24 protein-coding genes are annotated in these 26,424 nt (G+C 30.9%); 14 read left to right on the top strand and 10 right to left on the bottom strand.

From position 1 onward, the window contains the following. Positions 1-124 precede the first annotated feature (124 nt). From nuoI to GUI12_01195, 5 genes are all read left to right on the top strand, one after another. Positions 125-616: an NADH-quinone oxidoreductase subunit NuoI gene (nuoI, locus tag GUI12_01215; GenBank protein UAT42777.1), complete on the top strand. Its 492-nt coding sequence runs from the start codon at positions 125-127 to the stop codon at positions 614-616. A 163-nt stretch (positions 617-779) separates the two neighbouring features. Continuing rightward, entirely contained in the window at positions 780-1,673 is an 894-nt protein-coding gene (locus GUI12_01210; GenBank protein UAT43434.1) for a bifunctional 5,10-methylenetetrahydrofolate dehydrogenase/5,10-methenyltetrahydrofolate cyclohydrolase, read from the top strand. 214 nt (positions 1,674-1,887) lie between these two features. Beyond that, a complete protein-coding gene (gene ndhC, locus GUI12_01205; protein UAT42776.1) occupies positions 1,888-2,256 on the top strand; it encodes an NAD(P)H-quinone oxidoreductase subunit 3 in 369 nt (122 codons plus the stop codon). After that, positions 2,247-2,726 (top strand): NADH-quinone oxidoreductase subunit B, encoded by a 480-nt coding sequence (locus GUI12_01200; GenBank protein UAT42775.1) that lies wholly within the window; start codon positions 2,247-2,249, stop codon positions 2,724-2,726. Before ndhC ends, GUI12_01200 begins: the two co-directional genes overlap by 10 nt. Beyond that, the gene (locus tag GUI12_01195) at positions 2,678-3,256 is read left to right on the top strand and encodes an NADH-quinone oxidoreductase subunit C (protein ID UAT42774.1); all 579 of its coding nucleotides are present in this window, start codon (positions 2,678-2,680) and stop codon (positions 3,254-3,256) included. The genes GUI12_01200 and GUI12_01195 overlap by 49 nt, the downstream gene beginning before the upstream one ends. A gap of 36 nt (positions 3,257-3,292) precedes the next feature. Here the strand turns inward: GUI12_01195 and GUI12_01190 are convergent, their stop codons facing one another. Beyond that, entirely contained in the window at positions 3,293-4,534 is a 1,242-nt protein-coding gene (locus tag GUI12_01190; protein ID UAT42773.1) for a hypothetical protein, read from the bottom strand. Between the two features lie 13 nt (positions 4,535-4,547). Continuing rightward, a complete protein-coding gene (locus tag GUI12_01185; GenBank protein ID UAT42772.1) occupies positions 4,548-5,177 on the bottom strand; it encodes a hypothetical protein in 630 nt (209 codons plus the stop codon). Positions 5,178-5,403: 226 nt separating this feature from the next. Between GUI12_01185 and GUI12_01180 the strand changes: the two genes are divergently transcribed. The 9 genes from GUI12_01180 to lnt all read left to right on the top strand — a co-directional run bounded on the left by GUI12_01180 (position 5,404) and on the right by lnt (position 16,002). Further along, complete coding sequence (locus GUI12_01180) at positions 5,404-6,687, top strand: MHS family MFS transporter (protein ID UAT42771.1); 1,284 nt, start codon at positions 5,404-5,406, stop codon at positions 6,685-6,687. Between the two features lie 87 nt (positions 6,688-6,774). Then, entirely contained in the window at positions 6,775-7,083 is a 309-nt protein-coding gene (locus GUI12_01175) for a BolA family transcriptional regulator (protein ID UAT42770.1), read from the top strand. Position 7,084: 1 nt separating this feature from the next. Beyond that, positions 7,085-8,344 (top strand): histidine--tRNA ligase, encoded by a 1,260-nt coding sequence (locus GUI12_01170; GenBank protein ID UAT42769.1) that lies wholly within the window; start codon positions 7,085-7,087, stop codon positions 8,342-8,344. 24 nt (positions 8,345-8,368) lie between these two features. Next, positions 8,369-9,094 (top strand): SDR family NAD(P)-dependent oxidoreductase, encoded by a 726-nt coding sequence (locus tag GUI12_01165; protein ID UAT42768.1) that lies wholly within the window; start codon positions 8,369-8,371, stop codon positions 9,092-9,094. Positions 9,095-9,536: 442 nt separating this feature from the next. Continuing rightward, the gene (locus GUI12_01160) at positions 9,537-9,848 is read left to right on the top strand and encodes an XRE family transcriptional regulator (protein ID UAT43433.1); all 312 of its coding nucleotides are present in this window, start codon (positions 9,537-9,539) and stop codon (positions 9,846-9,848) included. 80 nt (positions 9,849-9,928) lie between these two features. Then, on the top strand, positions 9,929-10,402 hold the full coding sequence (locus GUI12_01155) for a DNA-directed RNA polymerase subunit omega (protein ID UAT42767.1): 474 nt from the start codon (positions 9,929-9,931) through the stop codon (positions 10,400-10,402). 51 nt (positions 10,403-10,453) lie between these two features. Beyond that, a complete protein-coding gene (locus GUI12_01150; GenBank protein ID UAT43432.1) occupies positions 10,454-11,725 on the top strand; it encodes an adenylosuccinate synthase in 1,272 nt (423 codons plus the stop codon). Positions 11,726-11,842: 117 nt separating this feature from the next. Then, the gene (locus GUI12_01145) at positions 11,843-14,473 is read left to right on the top strand and encodes a hypothetical protein (protein UAT42766.1); all 2,631 of its coding nucleotides are present in this window, start codon (positions 11,843-11,845) and stop codon (positions 14,471-14,473) included. 206 nt (positions 14,474-14,679) lie between these two features. Next, positions 14,680-16,002, top strand: coding sequence for an apolipoprotein N-acyltransferase (gene lnt, locus GUI12_01140; protein ID UAT42765.1), 1,323 nt, complete (start codon positions 14,680-14,682; stop codon positions 16,000-16,002). Between the two features lie 4 nt (positions 16,003-16,006). Here lnt and GUI12_01135 read toward each other — a convergent pair whose 3' ends face one another. The 8 genes from GUI12_01135 to atpD all read right to left on the bottom strand — a co-directional run bounded on the left by GUI12_01135 (position 16,007) and on the right by atpD (position 26,170). Next, a complete protein-coding gene (locus GUI12_01135) occupies positions 16,007-16,846 on the bottom strand; it encodes a tRNA (adenine-N1)-methyltransferase (GenBank protein ID UAT42764.1) in 840 nt (279 codons plus the stop codon). Positions 16,847-16,853: 7 nt separating this feature from the next. Further along, the gene (locus GUI12_01130; GenBank protein ID UAT42763.1) at positions 16,854-19,271 is read right to left on the bottom strand and encodes a hypothetical protein; all 2,418 of its coding nucleotides are present in this window, start codon (positions 19,269-19,271) and stop codon (positions 16,854-16,856) included. Positions 19,272-19,288: 17 nt separating this feature from the next. After that, entirely contained in the window at positions 19,289-21,919 is a 2,631-nt protein-coding gene (locus tag GUI12_01125) for a pyruvate, phosphate dikinase (GenBank protein UAT42762.1), read from the bottom strand. 96 nt (positions 21,920-22,015) lie between these two features. Further along, a complete protein-coding gene (locus tag GUI12_01120; GenBank protein UAT42761.1) occupies positions 22,016-22,981 on the bottom strand; it encodes a malate dehydrogenase in 966 nt (321 codons plus the stop codon). Between the two features lie 82 nt (positions 22,982-23,063). Continuing rightward, the gene (locus tag GUI12_01115; GenBank protein UAT42760.1) at positions 23,064-23,576 is read right to left on the bottom strand and encodes a helix-turn-helix transcriptional regulator; all 513 of its coding nucleotides are present in this window, start codon (positions 23,574-23,576) and stop codon (positions 23,064-23,066) included. Between the two features lie 97 nt (positions 23,577-23,673). Next, entirely contained in the window at positions 23,674-24,312 is a 639-nt protein-coding gene (locus GUI12_01110) for a fructose-6-phosphate aldolase (GenBank protein ID UAT42759.1), read from the bottom strand. 5 nt (positions 24,313-24,317) lie between these two features. Continuing rightward, a complete protein-coding gene (locus tag GUI12_01105; GenBank protein ID UAT42758.1) occupies positions 24,318-24,692 on the bottom strand; it encodes a hypothetical protein in 375 nt (124 codons plus the stop codon). A gap of 17 nt (positions 24,693-24,709) precedes the next feature. Continuing rightward, a complete protein-coding gene (atpD, locus tag GUI12_01100) occupies positions 24,710-26,170 on the bottom strand; it encodes a F0F1 ATP synthase subunit beta (GenBank protein UAT42757.1) in 1,461 nt (486 codons plus the stop codon). Between the last annotated feature and the right edge of the window lie 254 nt (positions 26,171-26,424).

Raw genomic sequence — 26,424 nt, 5'->3', positions numbered from 1 at the left:
AAAAATATGTTGTAATTTGATTGATTCCTTGACTGATTATATCAATTATGTACATTTTGTTTGATGCTGAATGATTGTTAGCACGATCTTGTATCGTTGTAGATCTATTTTTATTATTTTTTATATGAATTCCGTCTATCGCGTGTTGCGCTATATTCTAATGATTGACTTCATTAAAGGTTTTGCAACTGTCCTGAAATATATGTTTTTTAGAAGAAACGTAACCTTGGATTATCCTAGGGAAAAAAATCAAATCAGCTTGAAATATAAAGGAGAACACGCTCTACGTAGATATCCTAATGGTGAAGAAAGATGCATAGCTTGTAAATTATGTGAAGCAATTTGTCCTGCTCAGGCAATAACAATAGATGCAGAAGAAATAGCAGAAACAGGCGCTAGAAAGGCCAAGAGATATGATTTAGATATGACAAAATGCATATATTGCGGTCTATGTCAGGAAGCATGCCCTGTAGATGCAATAGTAGAAGGGCCGAATTTTGAATTTGCATCACGTACACATGTAGAATTAATGTATACAAAGGAAAAATTATTAAGCAATGGCGATCAATGGGAACCCGTACTAGAATTGATGGCAAAAAAAAGAAATAAAAAATAGAAAAATCACAAAACATAAAATATCCGGACTTATAATAAATTAAATGATCATACGTCAAAAAGATGTTTAAATATTGTTGTTTCGCATATATAATTTGCCTATCGTATATGTAATCAAGGGGCTTGATATCATTTTGTTAACAGATGAAATATTTGCAAAAAAGATAATTAATGGAAGAAATATTGCAGAAGAGATATCAAAAAAAATAGCAAATGAAACAAAAAATATAATTAATATATTAAAAAAATATCCCCCTAAACTGGCTGTAATAATGGTTGGTTCAGATTATGCAAGCAGCGTCTATATAAAGAATAAAGCGCAAAAGGCTAATGAAGTTGGTATTGAATCAGATACTATAAAATTACCCGAGGATATTTCTTCAGAGGATATGCTCTCTGTGGTACAAAAACTGAATGAAGATATAAGTGTAAACGGTATACTTGTACAGCTTCCTCTACCCAAGCATCTAAACAGTTTTGAAATAATAAATTCAATAGATCCTGCAAAAGATGTCGATTGCTTTCATTATGAGAATGTAGGAAAATTTTATCTGGATAAAGCTAATTTTTTACCATGTACTCCAGCTGGATGTATGTATTTAATTAAAACAGTACAAAAAGAATTACAAGGGTTAAATGCAACTGTAATCGGAGCATCTAATATAGTTGGAAAACCGATGGCACAAATGCTTTTAAAAGCGCAATGTACTCCAAGCATAGTGCATATAAATACAAAGAACATACAAGAAATAACTAGTAAAGCAGATATATTAGTAGCAGCCGCAGGAAGCTCTCTATTGGTGGAAGAGAATTGGATAAAAAGAGATTCCATATTGATAGATGTAGGTATCAATAGACTAAAGACAGGTAAAATTGTTGGAGATATAAATGCAGAATCTGTGATAGATAAAGCTCAAGCGTTAACCTTGGTACCAGGAGGTGTAGGGCCAATGACTATAATATTCTTGTTGTTAAATACTTTAAAAGCCTTTTATAATCAGAATAACATGAATATTGAAAAATCTGTAGTACAAGAGATATACAAAATAATACAATAAATCTCTAAATTATCTTGGAATGTGGCTTATGAAATTATAAATTGTATAAATAATACTAATTATATGTGTTAATTATCTTTGATTGAATAAAAAAAATGTGTCATTAAGAATAGCTATAAATTAGTATTTGCCATGTACATTTATCTGATGTATAAAAGCGAATTGGCTGAAATTAAATTGTTGTGTATTTTTTGTCTAATATGTTGTTGTTGATATGGAAAAATATGAATTAACCAGTTACTTATCAATATTCTTATTTTTAATAATAACTGTTATAGTAAGCATAGTAATGTTTATTATCCCTACTCTGTTTGCAAGAAGAAGTTATAATAAAAATAAAGTGAGTCAATATGAATGTGGTTTTGATCCATTTCCTGAAAGTTCAAAAAATTTTGGGATTAAATTTTATTTAGTATCAATTTTATTTGTAATATTTGATATAGAAGTAGCTTTTTTGTTGCCTTGGGCTCTAGAGTTCAAGAATTTGGGGATGTTAGCTATGATAACAATGGGAAGTTTTTTAGCAATACTTGCAGTAGGATTACTTTATGAATTAAAAGAAGGAGCGCTAGAATGGAACTAGATACTCAACAAGACCAAGGGTTTATCGTAACCACTATGGATAAGTTAACAAAATGGGCAAGAACAGGCTCTCTTTGGCCAATGACGTTTGGCTTAGCTTGTTGTGCGGTGGAAATGATGCATATTAGTACCAGTAGATACGACAAAGATCAACGAGGTTTGGTGTATAGAGCAAGCCCCAGACAATCTGATGTTATGATAGTGGCAGGTACATTAACCAATAAAATGGCAAAACCTTTAAGAAAGGTATACGACCAAATGCCTAATCCTAAATATGTCATATCTATGGGAAGTTGCGCTAATGGAGGAGGCTATTATCATTATTCGTATTCAGTAGTAAGAGGATGCGATAGAATTGTCCCAGTGGATATATATGTTCCTGGTTGTCCTCCAAGTGCAGAAGCATTAATGTACGGAATATTATGCCTACAAGAAAAAATCAAAAGAGGGTCAATAACAGTACTAAGGTAGATTATATGCAAACCAAAAGAATAGAAATATCATCTGATAAATTATTGAGTACTATAGAAGATCTCAAGAAATACGAAACATTTAATATACTGATAGATATAGTGTGCGTTGACTATCCAAAGAAAAAAGTGCGAATGGAATTGATATATTTATTATTAAGCATCACGCAAAATAAGAGAATAGAAATAATAACTCATTCAGACTGCACAAAGCCTATTGAATCAATTAGCAAGATATTTCCTGCAGCAGTTTGGATTGAAAGAGAAGTTTACGATATGTATGGAGTGCAATTTGTTAATAGTCCAGATATGAGAAGAATATTAACAGATTATAACTTTGAACACTTCCCTTTGAGAAAAGACTTTCCATTATCTGGATATGAAGAAGTTTCATATTCTACAACAGAAGAAGATATATTATATAGTCGTGTAAAATTAACGCAAGAATACAGAAATTTCGATAACATGAGCCCTTGGAAAGGGCCTGAATATGCTATTGTATCAAATCAAAAAGAAGAAAAGCAGGATTAAACATCAAGCTATAAAATTTCTAATATTGCCTTGAATTTATAATATAGTTGACATATTTGATAAATCATCTACGGTTTGTTTTTTTTTTAAAGGAATCAAACATTGTATATTGGCTTCTCTTATTAATGAAAGAACAGTAAGCTTTGAAACAATTTCTTTGGCAAATTTGATATAAGTATCATTAACTTCATCTATTGCAGTAAATCTAGCACCTACAGAATTCAAATTACCTTTATTACACTTTCTTTCATTGTATCTGTAGAATTGCGATATCAATTCACCATTAAAATGATATAACACCGTCTCAGAGGAGAAATTATCATACAGTTGAGCAGTTGAAATTCCTTCCTGTAATAGATAATCATAATTTTTTTCTCCAGAGCGACTATAGTGTATATTTTTCCGTGTTTTATTATTTAAGGTATATAATTGCTCAGCATCATTAATCATCAATACAGACATTCCATGTGTTCCATTATTTGATTTTAAAACAACATACGGATGATCTGTTACATTGTATTCAGAATATTTTTTGTTAATTTTTTGTAGCATATCATCAATTTTCGTGGCTAAGCTATCTAATTCTTTGCTATCTTTAAAATTAGAGATGGTCACTTTTTTACTAAACGGCGAAAATAGCCAGCTATCACATCCAAAATAATCACAAAAAGACTGAACCAATTCGTTATAAACATTAAAAGCAATATCTTTTCTTCTATAAAACCATCCCATTTGTACAGCTGGATAACAAGGTATTGGAATATCACCATGTAATAAAGAATCAGAATGGATAACTGTCATATCATTATTTACCACGATAATGTCAGGAATAAATCCATTTGATGTTTTAATTACAGAATCTTCTCTGATTAAGGAAGGAATAAATTCATTATTACCATTTATTGTAATTGTGCGTTCTGAGGAAAAAAATGCTAATTGACATTCATTGCCTGCATTTATGATCACCTTACGTAAAATATCGGCACTCGCAAGATATCGAGCATTTCTATCAAAATCTTCCAAGATTAAGACAATTTTTTGTCCTACTAAAACATTTCGACAAATTTCAACAAAATACTCAAAATCTGAATCCGAAATATTATTAAAACCAGCAGGGAAACAATTAATATCCACAGGAGATATTTTAAAATCTGATATTCTGACATCAATAGAATGATAAATAGGCTTTTTATCATTAAAATTGTTAGATTCAAACCACTTATTAATCTCTTGTTTATTGATTAATAATTTTTTCATTACAGAAGCAAAAGGCAACATAAAAACACCAAAACTACGTGAAAAATAATTCCCAAAAATTTACAATCTTCAAGACAGTAAATTGCCCATGATCTGAAAAATCAACCTTTAGAATTTTCTCAAATTTGAAACAACTCTCTGACTTTATAGCTTCATTATTAATTCGAAATCTATATTTGATTAACAAGTTGCTATCAGAATCAAAAACTTCTAATACAATCCAAAAATTACGTATATCATAACCATTGGCATTGCAAATATCAGATTTAACACGCATATAACGCAAATCATCTTCTGAATAAAGGGAAGAATGGGTATTTTCTACATGCACACCACTAAGATCTGTAAAATAGAAATATGGTTTAAGATTGATGTCAAATTTCTCTCCATATAAAACAAGCATAACTAAAGTCATGCATGATAATAAAACAAAAAGAAGCATCCAAAGAGTAGCTTTTTTTAGAGAGAAACCTCTTTCTTTATCATTATTTTCGTCTTCTTCATCAAGAAAAAAATCCTGATTCCATATATGATCACAATAAGTGCAGCGAAACTTCTTATTTTTTGCTAAAGAAGATTGTTTGACATAATATTTAGTCTTACATGATTTGCAAGTTACTATCATTAAACTTGATATTTCAGCAATATAAACATAATTAAACAAAATTATAATTGAAAAAAATGATTATTGAAATACATTATTACAATAAAGCAAATATCAACAATCATTAATCATTTAAGCCAACATTGAATAAAACGCAAGATATGCTATAATTGCATTTGATATTTTATAAAAATACCATCTTTTCGTACTCTTTTGTAATGACATATAAATAAAAATGTCATTATTCTTGTTCTTATAGATTATTTCAGTTACTTTCCTTTTTTTTATGCAATTTATTGTTAATAAACTGGCATCATTCTTCTTAGAAGACACCAGAGATTATAACAAACTTAAGATACTACTAATCACCATGTTGGCAAATAGTGTAATATGGTATGAATATGCCATGTATGGCAGCTTATTAACTGTTATTGGTAATAATTTTTTCCCTGTTGCAAATGAATATATGCTAAAGATTAACAGTTTAATAATCTTTTCTATAGGTTTTTTAGCAAGACCTATGGGATCAGTGTTTTTTGGGCACATTGGAGATAGATATAACAGAAAAACATCTTTAAATTTCAGCTTACTTACGATGACCTGCCCTTCTCTTATGATAGCACTTTTACCAGGTTACAGCGCGATTGGTTTCATGTCGATCGTTATTTTAGTAATGTTACGATTCACGCAGGGCTTTGCATTGGGGGGGGAATCTGGTAACGCTGTTTATCTTATTGAAAACTGTGTTCAAAGTAAAAGAGGGATAAATTCCTGTACAGAGATTTTAAGCGCTATAGTAGGTGCTTTATTAGCTACTCTGGTTATAAAATTATTGCATTCAGCGATGTCTGATGCCCTATTTAATTCTTTAGGATGGAGAATAGGTTTTGTATTAGGATTTTTGATTGGCTTAATTGTCACTATAATGAGAAACAGCTTACAAGATAAATATGTCAGTAAAATCAACAAAAAAGATGATAAAAGTGAGATGCCATTATTCAAAGTATTAAAAGATTTCAAAAAAATCACTCTACTATCTGCTGGATCAGACTTAGTAGAGATAGTAGTGTTGTATTTTTTCTTGATTTCCATGGTAAGCAATTTACTATTTTCAATACATATTATCGACCTATACAAAGTTCCGATGTTGATAATAATGGCATTTTTAACAATTTTCTTTGGATATCTTTCAGATCTAATAGGTAGAAGAAAAATAATGCTATCTGGCATGTATTCTTTACTCTTTTTATCCAGTGTGATGTTATATTTTCTGCAAAATGATAATCCACTATTAATCATTCTAGCGATGACAGTAATAGTAATAATTATCTCTAGTAATCTTGGTCCTATGAATGCTTTTTTGCTTGAGAATTTACCATTTGAATGTAGATTTACAACATTCGCCTTAGCACGGAATTTATCAGCTGCTGTAGGAGGCATGACTCCTTTGATAATAGAGATATTGAATTATCAGGGAATTGTGATCTATATGTCTATTATTGCTGTCATAGGAATAATCTGTGTTTCATATTTGAAAGAAGGTTTTCACAATCCTTTGCCAAAGGATTGATAAAAAATTGTCATATATATTATTATGAATGATAGCATAATCATTTTTTAGTTGATACACTTACCTTAATTTATGGACAATATTCAAATGAACGAGCAAGAAATAAAGAATAGAATATCTCAAAAGATAGAAGATATAGATTATATCAATGTTGTTAATTTTTCAGAAAGCCATGCTGGACATGAAGGCGCTTCTAAAAATTCACATTTTCATGTTACTCTAGCTTCTGACTATTTTCTAGGAAAAACAAGGATACAAAGGCATAAAGCTGTCTTATCTCTCTTTAAAGAAGAGCTTTTAGCAAACAAAATACATGCATTATCTCTTACTATTTGCACAAAAAAGGAATTTGATAAAGTAAGAAATAATAATGTAGAAGAAGACACTGTTAAATAGAATGAAAAAGCTGCCATCTGTGAAGGGGATGTCTGATTTATATAATAATGATCAATATAAATACGACTATATCGTAGATGTTGTAAATAATTTATCTAAAACATATGGTTTTCAAAAGGCTACAACTCCTATATTAGAACATACTTCAACATTCGATAGAACCTTGGGTGATTTGTCTGATATTGTTAACAAAGAGATGTATACTTTTAAAGATAAGAGTGAAAATTCGTTGACATTAAGGCCTGAATTCACAGCTGGTATTGCACGTTTTTTTATTAATCAATTACAGAGTGATCCACAGCCTATCAAATTATTTTCTCATGGACCATTATTTCGCTATGAGAGGCCTCAAAAAGGACGCTTCAGGCAATTTCATCAATTTAATCTGGAAATAATTGGATCAAAATCATTATTGGCAGATGTAGAGATGATATGCTTAGCACAGAATATATCGGACAGTTTGAAAATAACAGAAAATAGTGTTCTTGAAATAAATTCATTGGGAAATACAAAAAGTAGAACAGATTATAGACAACAATTAATAGATTTTTTTGAAGCAAATAAGCAATCTCTTTCTAGTGACAGTCAAAGAAAGATTCATATAAACCCCTTAAGAATATTGGATTCTAAAAAGATAGAAGATATATCTGTTGTAAAAGATTGTCCTAATATTAAAGATTATTATGATCCAGAGAGTTTAGAAAGATTTGAAACAATAAAAGATTACTTAGATAAACTAAAAATAAAATATGTTTTAAACCCAAAATTAGTGAGAGGGATGGATTATTATACTCATACTGTATTTGAGATAAAATCGAAAGATAGGAACAATGCATCTCAGAATACCATTATTGCAGGTGGTCGCTATGATAATCTAATAAAAATCATGGGAGGAGATGATACCCCTGCTGTAGGTTTTGCAGGAGGAATAGAGAGAATAGCCGATTTATTGACATTACCAACACAAAAAGAACACGAAATAGCTATAATTACAAGTTCAAACGAAATGCAGTTAAATTTAGTTGCGTTTCAGATTGCAAAAAAATTGCGTCAAAGCGGATTGGTAGCTATAATACCATACGCAGAAAATTTTCGTAAGAAAATGGCAAAATCAAAAAATGTAGCGTATTTTATAATAATAAATTCCGAAGAGTATTATAGAAGCAATCATATCACACTAAGAAATGTTGCAAAAGGTATGGAAGAATTATTGTATGTTGATAAAAATATAGAAGAAAAAATAAAATCATTAATAGATTAACAATTATTTTGATAGGTATTACGTATGAAGAGGAAAGTAGCGTTGATTGCAGTACAATCACCAGAATTAACAAAAGCAATCTCAAAAAGATATGCTCATGAAAAGTACAATGTTATAATATTGCATAGAGATTTATCACTTCTTGAGCAGACTGATGATGAAATACAGTCTTTGGGGCATGCAACTACTCTTGTGCCATTTATGCAAGATGAAACAGAAACACAAGATAGCTGTGTAGCGTTATTAGATAGCTTATGTAATTCTATTGAAGGGAAATTTAATGTATTAGATGTTCTGGTTCTTGGGTTTGACATCAAAGAACAACTTTGTTTAACAATAGATCATTCATATAAAAGCTTTCAAGATAATTTATTTCATGCTGTTACTTTAAATTGGTTACTAATCAAGACTTTTGACAAATTGCTCAAGAGATCGGAGAATGGCCGCCTTATTTTGGCTAGATCGGGTTTAATTGATGAAAATAATATATCATCTTTTTGGTCACTTTATAATATTGTAGAAGATTCTCTTGTTAAGTTAGTGAAGGTATATGCGAGGGAAAATTTGCAATCTAATATCAAAGCAAATATTATCAATCCAGGAATAATAAAATCTTTGGCTTATAGTAGAAATTATCCAGGCAAGCCCACAGATAATTTACCAGATGTGGATAAGATAACTGATGTTTTTGTAAAATTGAGCTCAAGCAGTTGTCAAATCACTGGCGCAGAACACAATGCTCAATATTAATTAATTCCTTATTAATTTTCACCATTTACAATGAGTAGATAGATATTGGCAGAAGTATATAATGAAAAGATTATTTCTCACATAATTTCTTGCGTAATTATAGAAAATAACGTAAAAGTATTAACATAAGATACTTTTTGGTATATCGTAGCAGTCTTTATTAGAATAGAAGTGTTAGTTTGCGTTTTTTATATCCGCGTTCTTATGTTAGAATGACATTTAGGGGGAAATTTCCTTTATAACTTGACAATATTTATGATATGTATATCGTTTTCCCTGAATGAATACGTTTGCACCAAATTAAATGAGAAGGTGTATTTGGTAAGCACATATAAACAGACGCGCTAATACTTTCTGTATGGCGCTAGATTTTTTTTGAAGAAGGCTCTTAGGAAAGGTTGAATGTTAATTCTCTTTATGGAGGAGAGGAATGAAAGAAAAGATGGATGAAATAGCCTTACGTAATACGACAGGCAGGGGTGTCATCAGTAAAAACAAACTCAGCGTATACAATGTTGAAGATATCAATGATCTTCAAAAGATCAAGATGTCGATAATACGCACTATATCAAAATTAATCGAAAAAAATAATTGGAGTCAATCGTATACTGCAAGATTACTTGAAGTTGATCAACCAAAGATTTCACAGATAAAACATTGTAGAACTGATGGTTTTTCGCTAGAACGTTTAATTAGGTTTTTAATATTGTTAGGTTTTAAGATATCTTTCAAAGCAGAACTTCCAGAAGAATAGAAAGTTAAATTCTTTACGGTTGAAATATATCGTGATTAGTTGTAGTATTTCATGTAGTTTATTTATAGCAGTATTCTGATATGAGAGATAATCTTGATTCCAGATTTGGAGACTTTATGACATCGGTTTTGGTATCACAGAGGGTGCACGAATTAGATTCAGGGTCTGACCCCTTAGTGGAGAAAAAAAATAAAGATGAAAAAAATGTATTAGTCGCACTAAGAGAAGCGGAATGTGGTATGATTGATTCTGATTATCTCATGAAGATGGTAATCAGGAAAGTAAATAAAGGAGTTTCAGAAATGGGGTCATCAAATAATACCCCTGATATTAACCCAAATTTCCTGAAGAAAGATGATGAAATAGATGCTTTGAATGCTAATTTTTCCAACGATGCAAAATCAGATTCCAACATTACTACTTCCCAACCTTTGGGTGATAACAAAATGTCGAAAGGTAAGAGTCCCGACATATCATTTCAAACTGTTTCTGATGATGAAGTGGAGCAATTTCTTTCCAGCCTTGACACAATAAAACCTGATACAGAAGATTAATTCTCAAAAAATAATTAGGTTCTTTTAAGAGGTTTTTTGGTTTTGACTTTAGTGGATAATTTAAAGCACAATGTTGCTGTTATTGGCTTACAATGGGGTGACGAAGGTAAAGGAAAAATAGTAGATTATTTATCTCAACATTATGATGTGGTAGCTAGATTTCAAGGTGGAAATAATGCGGGCCATACAATTGTCATAAATGAACAGACATTTGCACTTAGTATCTTACCCTCTGGGATCTTAAGAGATAACGTAGTTGCTGTAATAGGAAATGGGGTAGTTTTAGATCCATGGAAGCTATTAAAGGAAATAAAATATTTGAAAGAATCTGGAATTTCTGTAGATTCCAGTCGCTTGATGATTAATAGTAATTGTCATATTATCACTAGCTCTCACAGAGAATTAGACTCCATATACGACAAGGTAAAAAATATAGGCACCACTAAAATGGGCATTGGCCCTTGTTATGAAGATAAGGTAGCTCGAAGAGGAATTAGGCTGTGCGATCTGCTTAATGTAGATAGTTTGAAAGAAAAAATAAACGCCTTAATAAAGCATCACACGTTAATTAAAAAAGGATATGGTGTAGACTCTTATAAAACATATGAAGAAATTCTAGAAGAGCTATTAAATGTCAAAGATGAACTGTTACCTTACATCAAAGATAATATAACAATATTGTCAAAAATAGAAGATAAAAAAATAATGTTTGAAGGTGCACAGGGAATAATGCTTGATCTTGATTTTGGCACCTATCCATTTGTTACTTCTAGCAACACTATTGTACCACAAGTAATTACAGGTACTGGAATAAATACATCATATAAAGCGCTTGGGGTTATAAAATCTTATACAACGCGTGTAGGAGAAGGACCATTCCCTACAGGTCAACAGAATTCCCTTGGAGATAGTTTAAGAATCATAGGAAAAGAGAAAGGTACTGTTAGCAGCAGAGATAGAAGATGTGGTTGGCTTGACATTCCATTACTGAGAATGACTTTAAAGATCTCTAAAATCGACGCTTTAATTTTAACTAAGTTAGATGTACTTGACAGTTTTGATGAAATAAAAATATGTACATCGTATTCATTGAACGGCACTGAATACGATATTGCATCAAGTACAATAGACTGTAATAAAGTAGAACCGAATTATATTACATTACCTGGATGGCATAACCAAGCAAAAACAGAAAAAGTAACAGATTTTGATCTATTACCAGAAAATGCAAAGAGTTATATTGAAACTATAGAAAAGCTATTAAAAATTAAAGTTATTATTATCTCTACTGGTTCTGAGCGTAAAGATACAATTTTTAGATAAAAATTAAGAGCAATTTCAGCATTATTACAAATTAAGCTGTATTTAGACTATAACTAGGTAATTTTTTCCTTACTGTTGTAGCATTACAATCTTCATAAGAATTTGTTATTAGTATTTATGTTAAAAGGAATAGCTAAAATATTCTTATTAATTATAGTATTTTATTCTGTTTTTAATATACTTTTCTATGAAAAGCACTTTGCAAAGGTTATGGAGAAGAAATTAGAAGAAGCGCAAAAGCAGTATAATATAAAATTTTTAAGTGTAAAGAGTCATGCAGCAAATGAAATAACAATTTCTAATATATCCTTTATAGATGATGAAGAGCAATTAATAACCATCAGAGAAATTATATTAACCTCTTCTCTCAAAAATCGCTTAATATTTTCTGCAAAATCTAAAGAGATAACATTTCGAGGTATGAGTGGAAATGTCCTTGTAATTGAAAAGATTTTTGGTCAGATTAAAGAAACTCTAGATGTAACTAAAATATTAATATTGGATTCAAACATCCACACTAACTTAAGTATAGTAGATAAACTAAGTATAAAAAAAGGATCGATTGTAATTGATAAGAATGAACTAATACTTCATACTGATATTGAAGGACGTAGATCGGATATTATATATAATATATCCTATACTAAAAAATCTACTACCTCAGGTGATAACAAATTAAACGAGCATAAAATATTATTGAAATCAGACAATACTAAGGTAGAAATATTCTCGGATGAAACACAACTCTATCTTAAAGGAGAAGGGCGTAATATTGGTTATTTAATTAATGATTTATCAAGTAATTTTTTAAGAATAAAAGAAGAAGATAGCAATTTTAAAATCGATATTATTTTCAATAAAGAAAGCAATGACATTGAAAATTTTTTGATACAATCTGATGTTTTAGATGTCACGTTATCAAATCAAAATCCAAATATCAAGAACATATCATGTAATAAAATAATAACTGATGAAGAAAATGAAAACAGCATTAATGTACTACCAATACTGTCATTAATAAAGACTTTATTCAATCATGAATTTGATACTAAGATAAATACAAATATTTTATTTTCGATTGATAATATAAATAATGTTCAAAATTCAACATATTTTCAATTTAACATACAAGATACAAGATTAAGGTCACTGCTTATTAAAACAGATTTGATGAAAAATCTTAACATATTAATAAATTCTGGAATTGAAGAGATGAATAATAAGCAATATAGTACATTAGATACTAAGATATATGGTAAAACTTCAAAAGGTCTATGCGATTTATTAGGCATAGAATGTGATGCATCCTACAATGATTCAGTAAATATAGAAATGAAATCACTACTTTCAGATAGAATGACAATAATACCCTATATAGGAGGCAACATTGGTCAATCTAATTTATATGTTAGTGGAAATATAAAAGAAGTTACAGATCACAGTATAATTGCAGGAAAAATAACCCTTCATAACTTAAAATTCCAGAAGGTATTAAAAGGAACTTCTATATTCAACTACTTAAAATATAATGCAAGCAATCTCGATATGAAAATTGATGTAGATTTTAAAAATCTATCAATGCCAAGTGGAACATTAATAGAAAAACTAATGTTTGACGTAAAAAGTACAGAAGACGGGATATTAATTAGAGATATTAACTATCAATCTGAAAAGAATGATATAAAAGGCAGCATTTTGATCAAATTTCATTATTTAAATCCGGAATTCAATATTAATTTCCAATCTAATTATATTAACATTTCAGATTTCACGGTGCCTCATTTTATTCGTAATATTGACACAGCAAATGAAGATAAAATTATGTGGAATACTAAACAATTCTTCAGCGATAAATACGGCATAACAGACAACAGCATCTACCCTGCTATAACACTAAATTACCATATTGAAAACCTTAATAATAACGAGGTAGAATTATTAAAGAAAGCAAATATCATGATAAATATCAAAGATTCTGGTAGTGGTACATTTCAAATAACTGGTAGTGGTAAAGAATTTACTAATAAAGTTGTAGCACCTAAAACATTGAATGACGATAATATAAATGCTTCTGCGCAACAAACATCACCTCAAAAAATTGCTAATGGTTCGTTATATTTCTCTGGTATTTTATCTATAAAAGATAAAATATTTTCCTTTTCTACATCATTTTTGCTACAAAACATTACTATGGCTAAATTCATGAATAATGTTTTTAGTATCCAAGATATAGATGAAGGCTTATGCAATATCTCAGGAAACTTATCTTCAAAGGGAATAAATATGTATAACATAATAAAAAACCTAAAAGGAGAAGTTAGGTTGTTAGCTACTAGCATAAATATAAAAAATTTTGATATTAATCAGATTGTGCGTGACGTCCCTAAAATCAAAACACAAAATGAGCTAGAGGGAATATTACAGATAAGTATATTTAATAATAACACACACATTAGACAGCTTTATTCGTCTCACAAGATTAACAAAGGATTATTGAGATCTGAAGGAACATTTTTAACGAAATATGCAGCTGGTAAATTTGCCTCCAATATGTCTATTCTTAATTTTGACATAAATGCATTAAGCATATTATCTTTTCAAACTCCAGCTTTAAAATCTGATACAATGTCTGTTAACATGTACATGAAGGGTTCAGTATGGAAACCAAAAGTTTATTTTGATAATAATAACATTTTTAATTTTGTTTCACAGAATAAATTACAGAATGTTACACCACAAGCTGCATAAAACATATAGTAAACTTAATCATGATAGCAAGTATAAAAATTAGACATCTATTTACAATAAAAAATTATTTGATTTACATACTCTGTTTTTTCTTAGGCTTAGCCTTGCATCTTAGTCAAACACCTTATCATATTTTTATATCTATATTTGTACTCTCAATATATTTTGTCTTAATAACAAAAAAAACACCTAGAGAATCTTTTATAATGGGCACGATATTTGGCACAGGATATTTCTTGGTCTGTATGCATTGGATACTCATTCCATTAATTGAAAATGACTTCACATTTTTCATAATTATGATGCCAATTGCTTATATTATACTTGGTTTATCATATGGGATACCCACATTAATATTTAGACTACAAGGTCAAAATAGTCCTTTACTATTTGCTTTAATATTCACAATAACAGAATATATACGTTCAACACAATTTATTAATATGCCGTGGGGATATATAGGTTATGCTCTGTTAAAAACAGATAATCTGGCACAAATTAACAGTATAGTTGGGATAAATGGTGCAAATTTTCTCACTTATTTTATTGCTGTAATACCCGGATATTTGGCGCATTTACAATCTAAAAAATATAACCATCTCATTGTTTCTTATATTATTGTTATTATAGCAATAGTAAATCTGTCGCAATATCTTAGCTTTATTCCTCCTACAGAATTCACAGATCATACTACGCGTATTGTACAGCCTAATCTACGATGTAAATACTCTGATTATCAATGTGCTTTACAATCAACGAAAAAAAGTACGGAGCTATCTATTCAAAACAAGATATCAAAGATAGATCTTTTAATATGGCCAGAAGGATCAATGAATATCCTAATTAAGAATAATTATGACATCTTTAAATATAGAAAGGATATCAACAATATAATAGATAACTATTTAATTGCCGGTGCCTTTAAAAAACAGAATGAGAAAATCTATTCCAGTATGATGATGGTTGATAAGAAAGGTAAGATAGTTGATTTATATAACAAAATACATCCTGTACCTTTTGGAGAAAAAATACCATTCACAAAAATTTATAAAAAATTTGTAAAAAATGATAAGACAGTTACAGGAGCAATTGATGCTGGTACAGATAAGACAAAAGCTTTTGACACAAAATTCCCATTAAAGATAAAGCCTAGTATATGTTTTGATATTGCATTTCAAGATTACGTTCCTCAAGATACTGATCTAATAGTTAATATAGCAAATCAAAGCTGGTACAATAATAATCAAATGATACGTAAACAATATATAGAGTTAGCTAAAGTAAGAGCAATAGAAAACAGGCTACCAATTTTAAACAGTACGGTGAATGGAGAATCGTTCATCATAGATGCATATGGGATAGTGATGAAAATGCTGGATATAGAAAAAAATGGATATATAGATCATTTAATTCCCAAGAAACCAAAAAAAAGAAGTATATATTATAAATACGGGAAATATTTCGAATTATTCTTAATATTCATCACTATATTTTTAGTGTCAAAAAATTTTTTAAAAAACAAAAAATAGAATATTAGAAATCAATTTCTCTTCCTTTGCTATCAACAGGAACCCAAGAATCACCTTCTTTTTTTACAGTTTTACGGGCAGATATTATATATCCAGTATGAGCAACCATTCTATCATTTGGTCTTAGTCTGTTAGCAATTGTACGATAATAACGCACTAATATCTCACACATTTCTATCATGTGAAATCCACTTTCTTTTAAATTTCTTATAATATCAGCGCTATCATTGGTAGTAACAGTAAAAACACATATCACACCGCCATCACGCAATGCTTCAAAACATTTTGGGATTGCATTATAAGCTTTTGGCAGATCAATAAATATTGCATCGGCATCATTATGCGTGAAACCATCATTCATAACATCTCTACAAATAAATTCCACCTTCTCTGACAAGTCACAAAATGCAACATTCTCTCGAGCAACTTTTAGCATATCTTCTCTAATTTCATAGCTATATATCTTTGCACCACTTTTTATCATATTTTTAGCTAAAAAAATGCTAGTAGAACCACTACCACTACCTGCTTCTATAACTTTATCACACTCAGTAATATTCATAATTTGCATAATAAAACTCAAATCACTTGGATATATTATCTGCCCACCTCGTTTTATTCCATGTAATATTAAGTCACTTAAAGTTGGCTGGACGACAAGGTAAGTTTTATCTTTGTGAGTTTTAATAAAAGAACCATAAGGGAGACCTATTAGGTCATCATGAGAAATGAAACCCTTATTTGTATGGAAAACAGCCCCTGCACTCAAAGAGATTACCCACTTTTTCCTATCTTCAGAGACCAAAAGTACTTTATCATCTTGCTTAAAAACACTACTATTCATTTTAATCTTATAGAATAAACCTCTTAAACTCATTTCTTTCAAGTAGATAATGCTTCAGCAATCTACTCATTTTGATCCTAAAATTATCCATCATTTCATCACAAATAGCCACAGTAACCGTTTTATTTTTTAATAAGGAATAATAATTCACGTAGCAAACATCTTTATCTGTTATCTGCTTAACAGCCATAGCTTGTAATAACAATTGAGGTTCCAAAAACTCTTCCACGGATTTTTTTGATGGTATTGTACTCATTTTGAAATCTATAATATTTAAAGCCAAACTATCTTTTAATTCTTCCACTCTATCACAGCGGACATCAATAATAATATTATCAATATTAAAGCTATACTTTTCTTCTACTTTGACATTACTAATCATAGCCATCCTTTGCAGATTAAATTGATAAAAATGCTTAGACATCATGTCTATTTTATTTTTCCATAAGCTACCAATAAATCTATATTCATCCTGACAATCATCAATAAAGCCATAAAATAGCTTATTAATCTCTTGTTGATGAATAATCTTGTTTTTTGTAATATACTCAATTGCACTATGTATTGCTGTACCAATATGTTTATTATCAGGTGATTGCACAACTTCTTTTATCTCATCAATTCCTAATATATAGCGCTCATAAAAAAGATAAGGATCCTGCATCAAAACTGAGATCATAGTACTGGTGACTCTTTTTGGTCTATACTCTACTTCTGGATTAGCAGACAGTTGATATTCAAATCTTTTATACTGAACAGTTTCTCTTTTAACATTAAATTGATATTCATCAAAACAACGCCAATAATCCGTGATATCTTCTGATATTAATTTCAGATTTGATATTACATCATGCAAGATAGCCCCTTCTTCATTAATGAAAACTAGCTCTATCCCGCTACACAATAAATAGATAATATTACGTATAGAATCTATTTCATTTACATCAACAAAATTGATACTGCTATCTAGTATATAAATTTTATCGTAGGATATAAGATTCGCTTGAGAAAATCCAAAACACGTTATTGAGTCTTTTTTATCATCATTAACAGCATAATCCGTAAATCTAAAGATAACCTCTAATAATTGCTTATACTCTATAACATTAGTTATCTTATAACCTGAAAGCGCCATCTGACAGAGTATCTCTATTACTTTACTGTCTTGATTAACCAAATATTCTCTAAGAAAAAGAATATAGTAATCCAGTAAATTATTTTTATCTAACGCTTCTGATTTTGATTTAAAATGGATTATATCATCCATAAAAGCACAAGCTTGAAGACTCAAATCACTCTTCGAATTTTCCAATTTATTAGTGATTGAATGTAAATAGAATTTATCAATCTCTGCTAATACTTCAGAAGAAAGAATCTGTCTAACATTATAATTTTCGATAATACTAGAAAAATATAATTTATCGCCAAAATGAATAACATAATCTAAAAGAGATAACATAAGTTTGGCATCTGCATGAGAAACTAAAGGCCTTTTATAACAAAGGGAAATTCCAAGATTGCGACAATCAACCGATAATTTATCAACAATAATATTGTTATTACTAACTATCGCAGACTGCACCTTTTTTTTCATATCATTATGCAGAAGATAGCTAACGACTCTAGAAATTTGATTGGTATTATCACAAGAAATATAAGACAGATTTTCTGAGAATACATTCACATCCTCTTTTATATGAGGGTTAAATATCTTCTGATAACACTGCTCAATATAACAAGAGCCAACTTTGTTATTTTCATATTGTATGAAATCGAAATTGGCTAAATCAAATTTCTTTATCAGCTCTTTAGAAGGCACCCTTCCCAGAACAAACACTATTTTATTTTTTATATTGGTTAGATTATGTAGAATGCAATTAACAATATCAAAACTGCGATCATCAAAGCCTATAAAATATACTGCAACATTTGAGGATAATTTATCTAAAAAGCTAAGTATGGACAATTCACGAAATTTCTTATTACAAAAATAAAGATTATGTTCAAAAAATCTCTGGAAAAAATCTGTATATTTTCCCAAAGATAGACAAGCATCACTATTTTTATCAAAACGCTTGATAAGGGAAAAAAGCTCTGAGTAGGACATCAATAATCCAGAATCATTTTCAGATAGTAAATTTCTCATATACCATAATCGATTAAACCATCGAAAATGCACTGAATGACCCAATGATATATGATAATTATCATACAAATCTCTCAGAGTCAGAATTTGAGGAATGATAGAAGAAACTCCTGTAGATGACAACTCTCTTGTTATAAAAGACGCCCAATAGCCGTTTGGAACAATGATTTTTGTCTGTAAAGCTTGATCTCTAGATGATAAAAATCCCTCACTCAGGTAAATCTTTAAAGAATCAAGATAAGTCTCATTTTTTTTACCTAAGCAATGATAATAAATCACTTTAAATCAATTGGTTATTAATCATCATTAATACCTATTTTGGCAAGTGCTAATTTTGCAATAGGCACTCTATAAGGGGAACAAGATAAATAATCTATACCCTTTATTTGAGATAAAAACCTTATTGAAAGCAAATTACCTGCTTGTTCTCCACAAATACCTATTTTCAAACTGCTATTACTATCTAATCCCTTTCTAATAGCTTCTTTAATCATAAAACCTACAGTGCTTTCATCTATTACTTGGAAAGGGTCGTGTTTGAATATTCCTTCTTCAACATATTTGCTAATTAAAAAGGAGGTATCATCTCTTGAAAGAGCTAATACTGTCTGTGTAAGATCATTGGTTCCAAAACTGAAAAAATCAGAATACTTAGCAATATCTCCAGCATTAATAACAGCCGCTGGAACTTCTATCATATTTCCAAATGAACATTTAACATCATATTTATCACTAATCTTACAAAGCTGTGATTTAATAACGTAAAATTCCTGAGCATTTACAATAAAAGGAATCATTACTTCAATAGAATCAATAATTATATTTTCTTGATCCTTTAGTTCTTTTATAGCAAGCATCAAAGCTTCAACTTGCATGCCGTATATCTCAGGATATGCAATGGATAATCTACATCCTCTTGATCCCAACATAGGGTTAATTTCATGTAGAGAAGTGATTCTATCTTTAATCTGAAGTTCAGTAAAACCACTTTCCATGCTCAAAGCCTTTATGGATTCAGTAGTTTTTGGTAAAAATTCATGTAATGGAGGATCCAAAAGTCTAACAGTTAAAGCTTTACCATTCAAAGATCTTAAAATATCTTTAAAATCTTTTTTCTGCATGGGTGTTAGTTTAGCAAGGGCACGATCTCGACTTTCACGGGAATCTGACATTATCATTTCCCTAATCTTATTAATACGCTCCTTAGAGAAGAACATATGCTCTGTTCGACATAAGCCGATTCCATCAGCTCCAAAATCTATCGATAATTTTGTATCATCTATAGTGTCAGCATTAGCTCTAACAGATATATTGCTATAATCCCCAAGCCAACTTATAAATTCCTTCAAACAGTCAGAAATAGCCACTGATTCTGTTGCTACCTTCCCATTTAGAACATAGCCTTTCGTTCCATCAATGGTAATAAAATCTCCATACTTGATAACTTTGCCAGAAGCAGTTTTAAAAAAAGTATCCGAACAATCTATATGAATATCCCCTACTCCACAAACACAAGCTCTTCCCATTCCTCTAGCGACTACTGCAGCATGAGAAGTCATACCACCATTGACCGTTAGAATTCCATTGGCAATACTCATTCCTTCTATATCTTCAGGACTGGTATCATTTCTCACCAATATTATGGATTCAAAATTATCAGGATTATTAATAGCATCCTCAGAATTAAAAACCACTCTTCCAAATACGGCTCCTGGAGAAGCAGGTAAACCCTTTGCAAGACATTCGGCATCATGATTTTTATAATCAATAACAGGATGTAATACTCCTTCTAAATCTTCAGATGAAATTCTCCTAATAGCTTCTTTTTTATCAATTAAACCTTGCTTAACAAAATCCACCGCTAACTTCACAGCAGCACCCGCTGATCGCTTTCCAGAACGAGTCTGTAAGATCCACAACATACCATCCTGAATTGTAAATTCAACGTCCTGCATATCTTTATAGTGATTCTCCAAAGATTTCACTACAGATAAAATATTCTCATATATTTTTGGATCTGATTTCTTCATATCATGGAGTGCAACAGGAGTTCTAATCCCAGATACCACATCTTCTCCTTGCGCTGACATCAGATATTCTCCCATCATGATATCATTGCCATTGGTAGGGTCTCTACTAAAAATTACACCTGATCCAGAATTATCATTTAGGTTTCCATAGACCATAGATTGAACTATAACGGCTGTTCCAACATCATCAGGGATGTTATGCATCTTCCTATAAAATATAGCTCTTTCATTCATCCATGAATTCAAGACTGCTTTTAAGGCACCATTAAGTTGTACGTATACATCATCAGGGAAATCCTTTCCTGTATGTTTTTTTACTAATTTTTTGTATGAGTCGATTATTTTCTGTAAATATTCAGCTGAAATTGCAGAATCATCTGTAACACCTAGATTGGATTTAAAATCCACAAAAATATCTTCAAAAAATTCGATAGCAATACCAAAAACTACCGAACTGTACATTTGAATAAAACGCCTATAAGAATCATAGGCAAATCTCTTATTTGTTTTTCTTGCAAGAGCCTCAACTGTATTGCTATTTAATCCAAGATTCAAGATGGTATCCATCATTCCGGGCATCGAAGAAACAGCACCTGATCTAACGGAAACAACAAGAGGTAAATTATTATCATTAGTAGAACCAAATGATCTCCCCAATTGCTTTTCAAGCATTGCAATATGAACTTTAACATCACTCAATAATGAAGTTTCAAGTACACGAGAGCCTTTAGAATAAAACCTCTTACATACTCCTGTAGTTATTATAAAACCAGGAGGCACTGGTATTCCCAAATCCACCATTTCGCAAAGGCCAGCCCCTTTACCACCCAAGATTTCTCTATCATAAAAGGAAGAAGAGGAAGACCTCTGGAAAAAGGGAATTATATCAGAAATCATGAGATAAATATAAAGCGTTACTTAACTAAACACTATCGCTAATGATAATATTTTAATAAAAATATATCAACCCAAAATTGCCAATATGTACAAAAATTATAAAGGTAATTTACGTATCATATCTTCAACAGATTTAGCAGATTTTACCAATTCTGCTTGCTCTTCTTTTGTAATATTCATATTAACTATCTTCTTCCTACCATTAGCATTCAACATGATCGGTAATCCAATATATATATCTGATGGCAAACCATATTCTCCCTTAACATAAGTAGAACAAGGCAATATATTGTTAGTATCATTCAATATGACTTCTATCATTGCGTATATCGAAGAGGCAGGAGCATAATATGCAGATCCAGATTTCAAATATTTAACTATTTCTGCTCCACCATTCTTAGTACGCTCAACAATTTCATTAAATCTCTTCTGAGTAATATCTCCGTTGGCTATGTAATCTGAGATAGGCTTTCCAGCAATTGCACAACAAGATTGCAATGCAACCATTGCATCACCATGACAACCCAAAACTGTAGCTTGTATATCAGCAACACTAACGTTTAACTCTTCAGAAAGGAAATATTTAAAGCGTGAAGTATCAAGCTCTCCAGCCATTCCAAGTACTTTATCGGATGAAAAACCTGTAACTTTACACATTGCATAAGTCATAACATCCAAAGGATTGGTAACAACAATAACAACAGGCTCATTTTTAGCACAATCTTTGATTTTTTTTGCAACTTGCTCAATGACCTTGAAATTTGTATCTACCAAATCATCACGTGACATACCAGGTTTACGAGCTATTCCAGCGGTAACAACCACTATATCTGCATCGGACAATTCTGCATAATCATTACTTAAAGAGAATTTTACGCCGCTATCAAAAATTGGTGCTGACGACATTATGTCGATCGCCTTTCCTTTCACAACATCTGCATCTATATCAAGCAAAACAACATCTGCTAGTAAACGCATCATGATCATATGCGCTAGAACTCCCCCGATATTTCCTGCGCCAACTATTCCAACTTTTCCTACTTTTCTTTTTCGCGAAGACATAACACAAAACAAAAATCTATAAAATATCTCATATGCTAACACAAAAAAGAAAAATTACAGCTAAAAGACGTTAATAAAAAAATTAACTTGTGCTATGTTCTACAGAAGATATCTCTCCAACAAGATCGAGTATTTGCTTACGCAAAACCGGACTACGAATATTCTTAAAACCCATAATCAATCTAGATAACGAATCACTATCAAAATCGTATACAAATCCATCTCTAGGAGCTAACTCTGCATCACTGAGCGATACCATAGAATTTTTCCCCTTCCGGTGACTGATATGATGATGCTCTCCAACATCATCTTTAAGCTCTGCTTCAATATCTCCAAGTAATTTATAAAAGAAATCAATGATCGATATATTACAAAACTTACATATAGCCATCAAACGACTAACATATAGTCTGTTCACCCCTGATTCATATTTCTGAAATTGCTGAAAAGTAACCCCTATCGCACTTGCAATGCTGCTCTGGCTGTAACCTCTAATATTGCGCAATATCTTAATGTTAGCGCCAATTTTCTTATCTAATAGACTGTACTCCTTAGAACCCTTCTCTAACTTAAGACTAGACGGAATCTCGGCCATATTTTAACCAAAAAATATTCTTATAATGGAGATTATAATACCAAAATTATGATAAATCAAATCAATTTATGAAGAATACAAAGCTAAAGCCGAATTACTAAATATTTTGATTCGCCATCCTAAAAATTTCTAATCCTTTTTCAGTTAAAGGGTGGTCAAATAACGATTTGAATAACTGTGGAGGAATTGTGACAATATCTGCTCCTATTCTTGCAGCATCAATAATATGGCCAATATTACGCACTGAAGCTACAATAATTTTAGTAGTAAAGCTATAATTATCATATACATTCACGATATCTTCTATCAAATTTATGCCAGAATATGATATATCCTCTATTCTGCCAACAAATGGTGAGACAAAAGCAGCACCAAGTTTAGCAACCAAAATTGCCTGAGGAAGTGAAAAACACAAAGTAAAATTTACTGGGATATTATCCTTTGTTAAAGCACGCGCAACTTGAAAAGAATCCGCTATCAAAGGTAATTTGATAACGATATTATCTGCAATAGAACGCAATTTATAAGCTTCATTAAGCATATCTTCATAAGTCTCAGAGACAACTTCTGCACTAACAGGCCCAGAAATTATTGAGCATATATTTCGCAAGCTATCAATATAATTTCCTCCAGACTGAGCAATCAATGTAGGGTTAGTTGTTACGCCATCAATGATTCCAGATTTTCCACATTTTTCTATTTCAATCGCATCTGCTGTATCTAAAAAAATTTGCATTTGTACTATTTACCAATTCTACTCAACTTCAAAGATAATAAATCATCCACTAAAGATTTATCCTTAATTTTATTTTTTATAAAAAAAACTGATAAATCATCTAGATCATAAGCAATAGAAGAACAGATAACATAATGCTTATTATCACAATTAGTGTTAACTCCAAACACCGCATTTTCTGCATCAATCACTATATAACGATCAGAATCATCATCAATATTGACTTTAACTATACCACTTTTCATGACCATCAAAAAAGGTTCATGGTTAGCCAAAACAGCACACTCCCCCGTAACAGTCTTAATTGTTGTCATAACAACATCTTCAATAATTAAACTATTATCGTGTGCAACAATCGACAAATTATAAGAATTTGACATCTTAAAATACTTTAATACTACAAAGATCCGCTCAGCAAATTGGCTGCTTTTTCTCTTGCTTCATCAATGTCACCAATCATCAAAAAAGCTTCTTCTGGTAAATCATCACATTTACCATCAATAATTTCCTCAAAAGAGCGTAAAGTATCCTCAATTTTAACATATTTCCCCTTCATTCCAGTAAAAACTTCTGCAACATGAAAAGGTTGAGATAGAAATCTTTCCACTTTACGAGCTCTATAAACTATAATTTTATCTTCTTCAGACAGCTCATCCATTCCAAGTATAGAAATTATATCCTGCAAAGATCTGTAATCTTGCAAAATCTTCTGCACTCTACGAGCAATGTCATAATGTCTATCGCCTACTATATCAGGTTTTAGCACATCTGAAGTTGAATCCAAAGGATCTATAGCTGGATATATACCCATAGATGCTACTTTACGCGATAAAACAGTACGCGAATCAAGGTGTGCAAAAGATGTAGCAGTAGCAGGATCTGTTAAATCATCAGCTGGCACATATACAGCCTGTACTGATGTAATTGAGCCTCCTTTTGTTGAAGTTATTCTTTCTTGCATTTCTCCCATATCGGTTGCCAAAGTTGGTTGATATCCTACAGCAGAAGGCATACGACCAAGTAATGCTGATAATTCCGCTCCAGCTTGAGTAAATCTGAATATATTATCGATAAACACCAACACGTCCTGTTTGCATTCATCACGAAAATGCTCTGCCATTGTCAAAGCAGAGAAAACAACTTTAGCACGTGCTCCTGGAGGCTCATTCATTTGACCATACACTAATGCAGCCTTGGATTTTTTATAATCACCCTTTGTTATAACTTTTGAATCCAACATTTCATTATACAAGTCATTGCCTTCACGAGTACGTTCCCCTACTCCTGCGAAAACAGAATATCCTCCATGACCTTTCGCGATATTATTAATGAGCTCCATTATAATGACAGTCTTTCCAACACCTGCGCCACCAAAAAGGCCAACTTTACCCCCTTTCATATAAGGAGCTAATAAATCCACAGCTTTGATTCCTGTCTCTAGCATTGAGCACTTAACATCTTGATCAGCTATAGTAGGAGATTTTTTATATATACAATCATAATTTTTAAACTTATCACTCATGCCATCTATAGGTCGGCCAACAACATCAAAAATTCGACCTAAAACTTCTTCCCCAACAGGCACTTTTATAGGCCTACCTCTGCTGATAATTTTTGCACCCTTGATCAATCCTTGTGTTGTATCCATAGCAACACATCTAACCAATCCTTCTCCTAGCTGTTGAGCAACTTCAAAATAAACTGTTCTATTTTCTTCTGGTAACTCACAAACCAATGCATCTCTTACTTTCGGTTTTTTTCCAGAAAAATAAACATCAACCGTAGCGCTATCAACATTCCTGATTACACCTTCAATCAAGATGTTAGAGTCCTTTTCCAAAGTATTAGTAGATGCCATAAAATTAAAAGTTTAATGCAATAATCTTTCATCATAGATTAAAACAATATTTACAATTTGTCCATAGTTTAATTGCCCTGTTATATACACTCTAATGCAGTAATATTGATTGATATCACTCAAATAAATCTGATGCTAAATATCATATTTTTGAATTATTTAATTGTCATGTAAAGCTGATATTTTCCCTTCAAAGCACTTATTTCAGAAAATCTTTCTTGGAGATTTCATATAATATTTATGATTTATCTATT

It is taken from the genome of Anaplasmataceae bacterium AB001_6, from assembly GCA_020002265.1.
GTDB lineage: Bacteria > Pseudomonadota > Alphaproteobacteria > Rickettsiales > Anaplasmataceae > AB001-6.
Note: the sequence above shows the minus strand (reverse complement) of the source record. Positions and strands in the feature narration are given on the sequence as shown.

Coding starts and splice junctions, on each gene's coding strand:
- GUI12_01170 (UAT42769.1), top strand. CDS start 7,085: ATGAAAAAGCTGCCATCTGTGAAGGGGATGTCTGATTTATATAATAAT.
- GUI12_01135 (UAT42764.1), bottom strand. CDS start 16,846: ATGAATAGTAGTGTTTTTAAGCAAGATGATAAAGTACTTTTGGTCTCT.
- lnt (UAT42765.1), top strand. CDS start 14,680: ATGGGCACGATATTTGGCACAGGATATTTCTTGGTCTGTATGCATTGG.
- GUI12_01145 (UAT42766.1), top strand. CDS start 11,843: ATGTTAAAAGGAATAGCTAAAATATTCTTATTAATTATAGTATTTTAT.
- GUI12_01175 (UAT42770.1), top strand. CDS start 6,775: ATGAACGAGCAAGAAATAAAGAATAGAATATCTCAAAAGATAGAAGAT.
- GUI12_01160 (UAT43433.1), top strand. CDS start 9,537: ATGGATGAAATAGCCTTACGTAATACGACAGGCAGGGGTGTCATCAGT.
- GUI12_01125 (UAT42762.1), bottom strand. CDS start 21,919: ATGATTTCTGATATAATTCCCTTTTTCCAGAGGTCTTCCTCTTCTTCC.
- GUI12_01155 (UAT42767.1), top strand. CDS start 9,929: ATGAGAGATAATCTTGATTCCAGATTTGGAGACTTTATGACATCGGTT.
- atpD (UAT42757.1), bottom strand. CDS start 26,170: ATGGCATCTACTAATACTTTGGAAAAGGACTCTAACATCTTGATTGAA.
- GUI12_01165 (UAT42768.1), top strand. CDS start 8,369: ATGAAGAGGAAAGTAGCGTTGATTGCAGTACAATCACCAGAATTAACA.
- GUI12_01200 (UAT42775.1), top strand. CDS start 2,247: ATGGAACTAGATACTCAACAAGACCAAGGGTTTATCGTAACCACTATG.
- nuoI (UAT42777.1), top strand. CDS start 125: ATGAATTCCGTCTATCGCGTGTTGCGCTATATTCTAATGATTGACTTC.
- GUI12_01105 (UAT42758.1), bottom strand. CDS start 24,692: ATGTCAAATTCTTATAATTTGTCGATTGTTGCACACGATAATAGTTTA.
- GUI12_01190 (UAT42773.1), bottom strand. CDS start 4,534: ATGTTGCCTTTTGCTTCTGTAATGAAAAAATTATTAATCAATAAACAA.
- GUI12_01120 (UAT42761.1), bottom strand. CDS start 22,981: ATGTCTTCGCGAAAAAGAAAAGTAGGAAAAGTTGGAATAGTTGGCGCA.
- GUI12_01115 (UAT42760.1), bottom strand. CDS start 23,576: ATGGCCGAGATTCCGTCTAGTCTTAAGTTAGAGAAGGGTTCTAAGGAG.
- ndhC (UAT42776.1), top strand. CDS start 1,888: ATGGAAAAATATGAATTAACCAGTTACTTATCAATATTCTTATTTTTA.
- GUI12_01195 (UAT42774.1), top strand. CDS start 2,678: ATGCCTACAAGAAAAAATCAAAAGAGGGTCAATAACAGTACTAAGGTA.
- GUI12_01110 (UAT42759.1), bottom strand. CDS start 24,312: ATGCAAATTTTTTTAGATACAGCAGATGCGATTGAAATAGAAAAATGT.
- GUI12_01180 (UAT42771.1), top strand. CDS start 5,404: ATGCAATTTATTGTTAATAAACTGGCATCATTCTTCTTAGAAGACACC.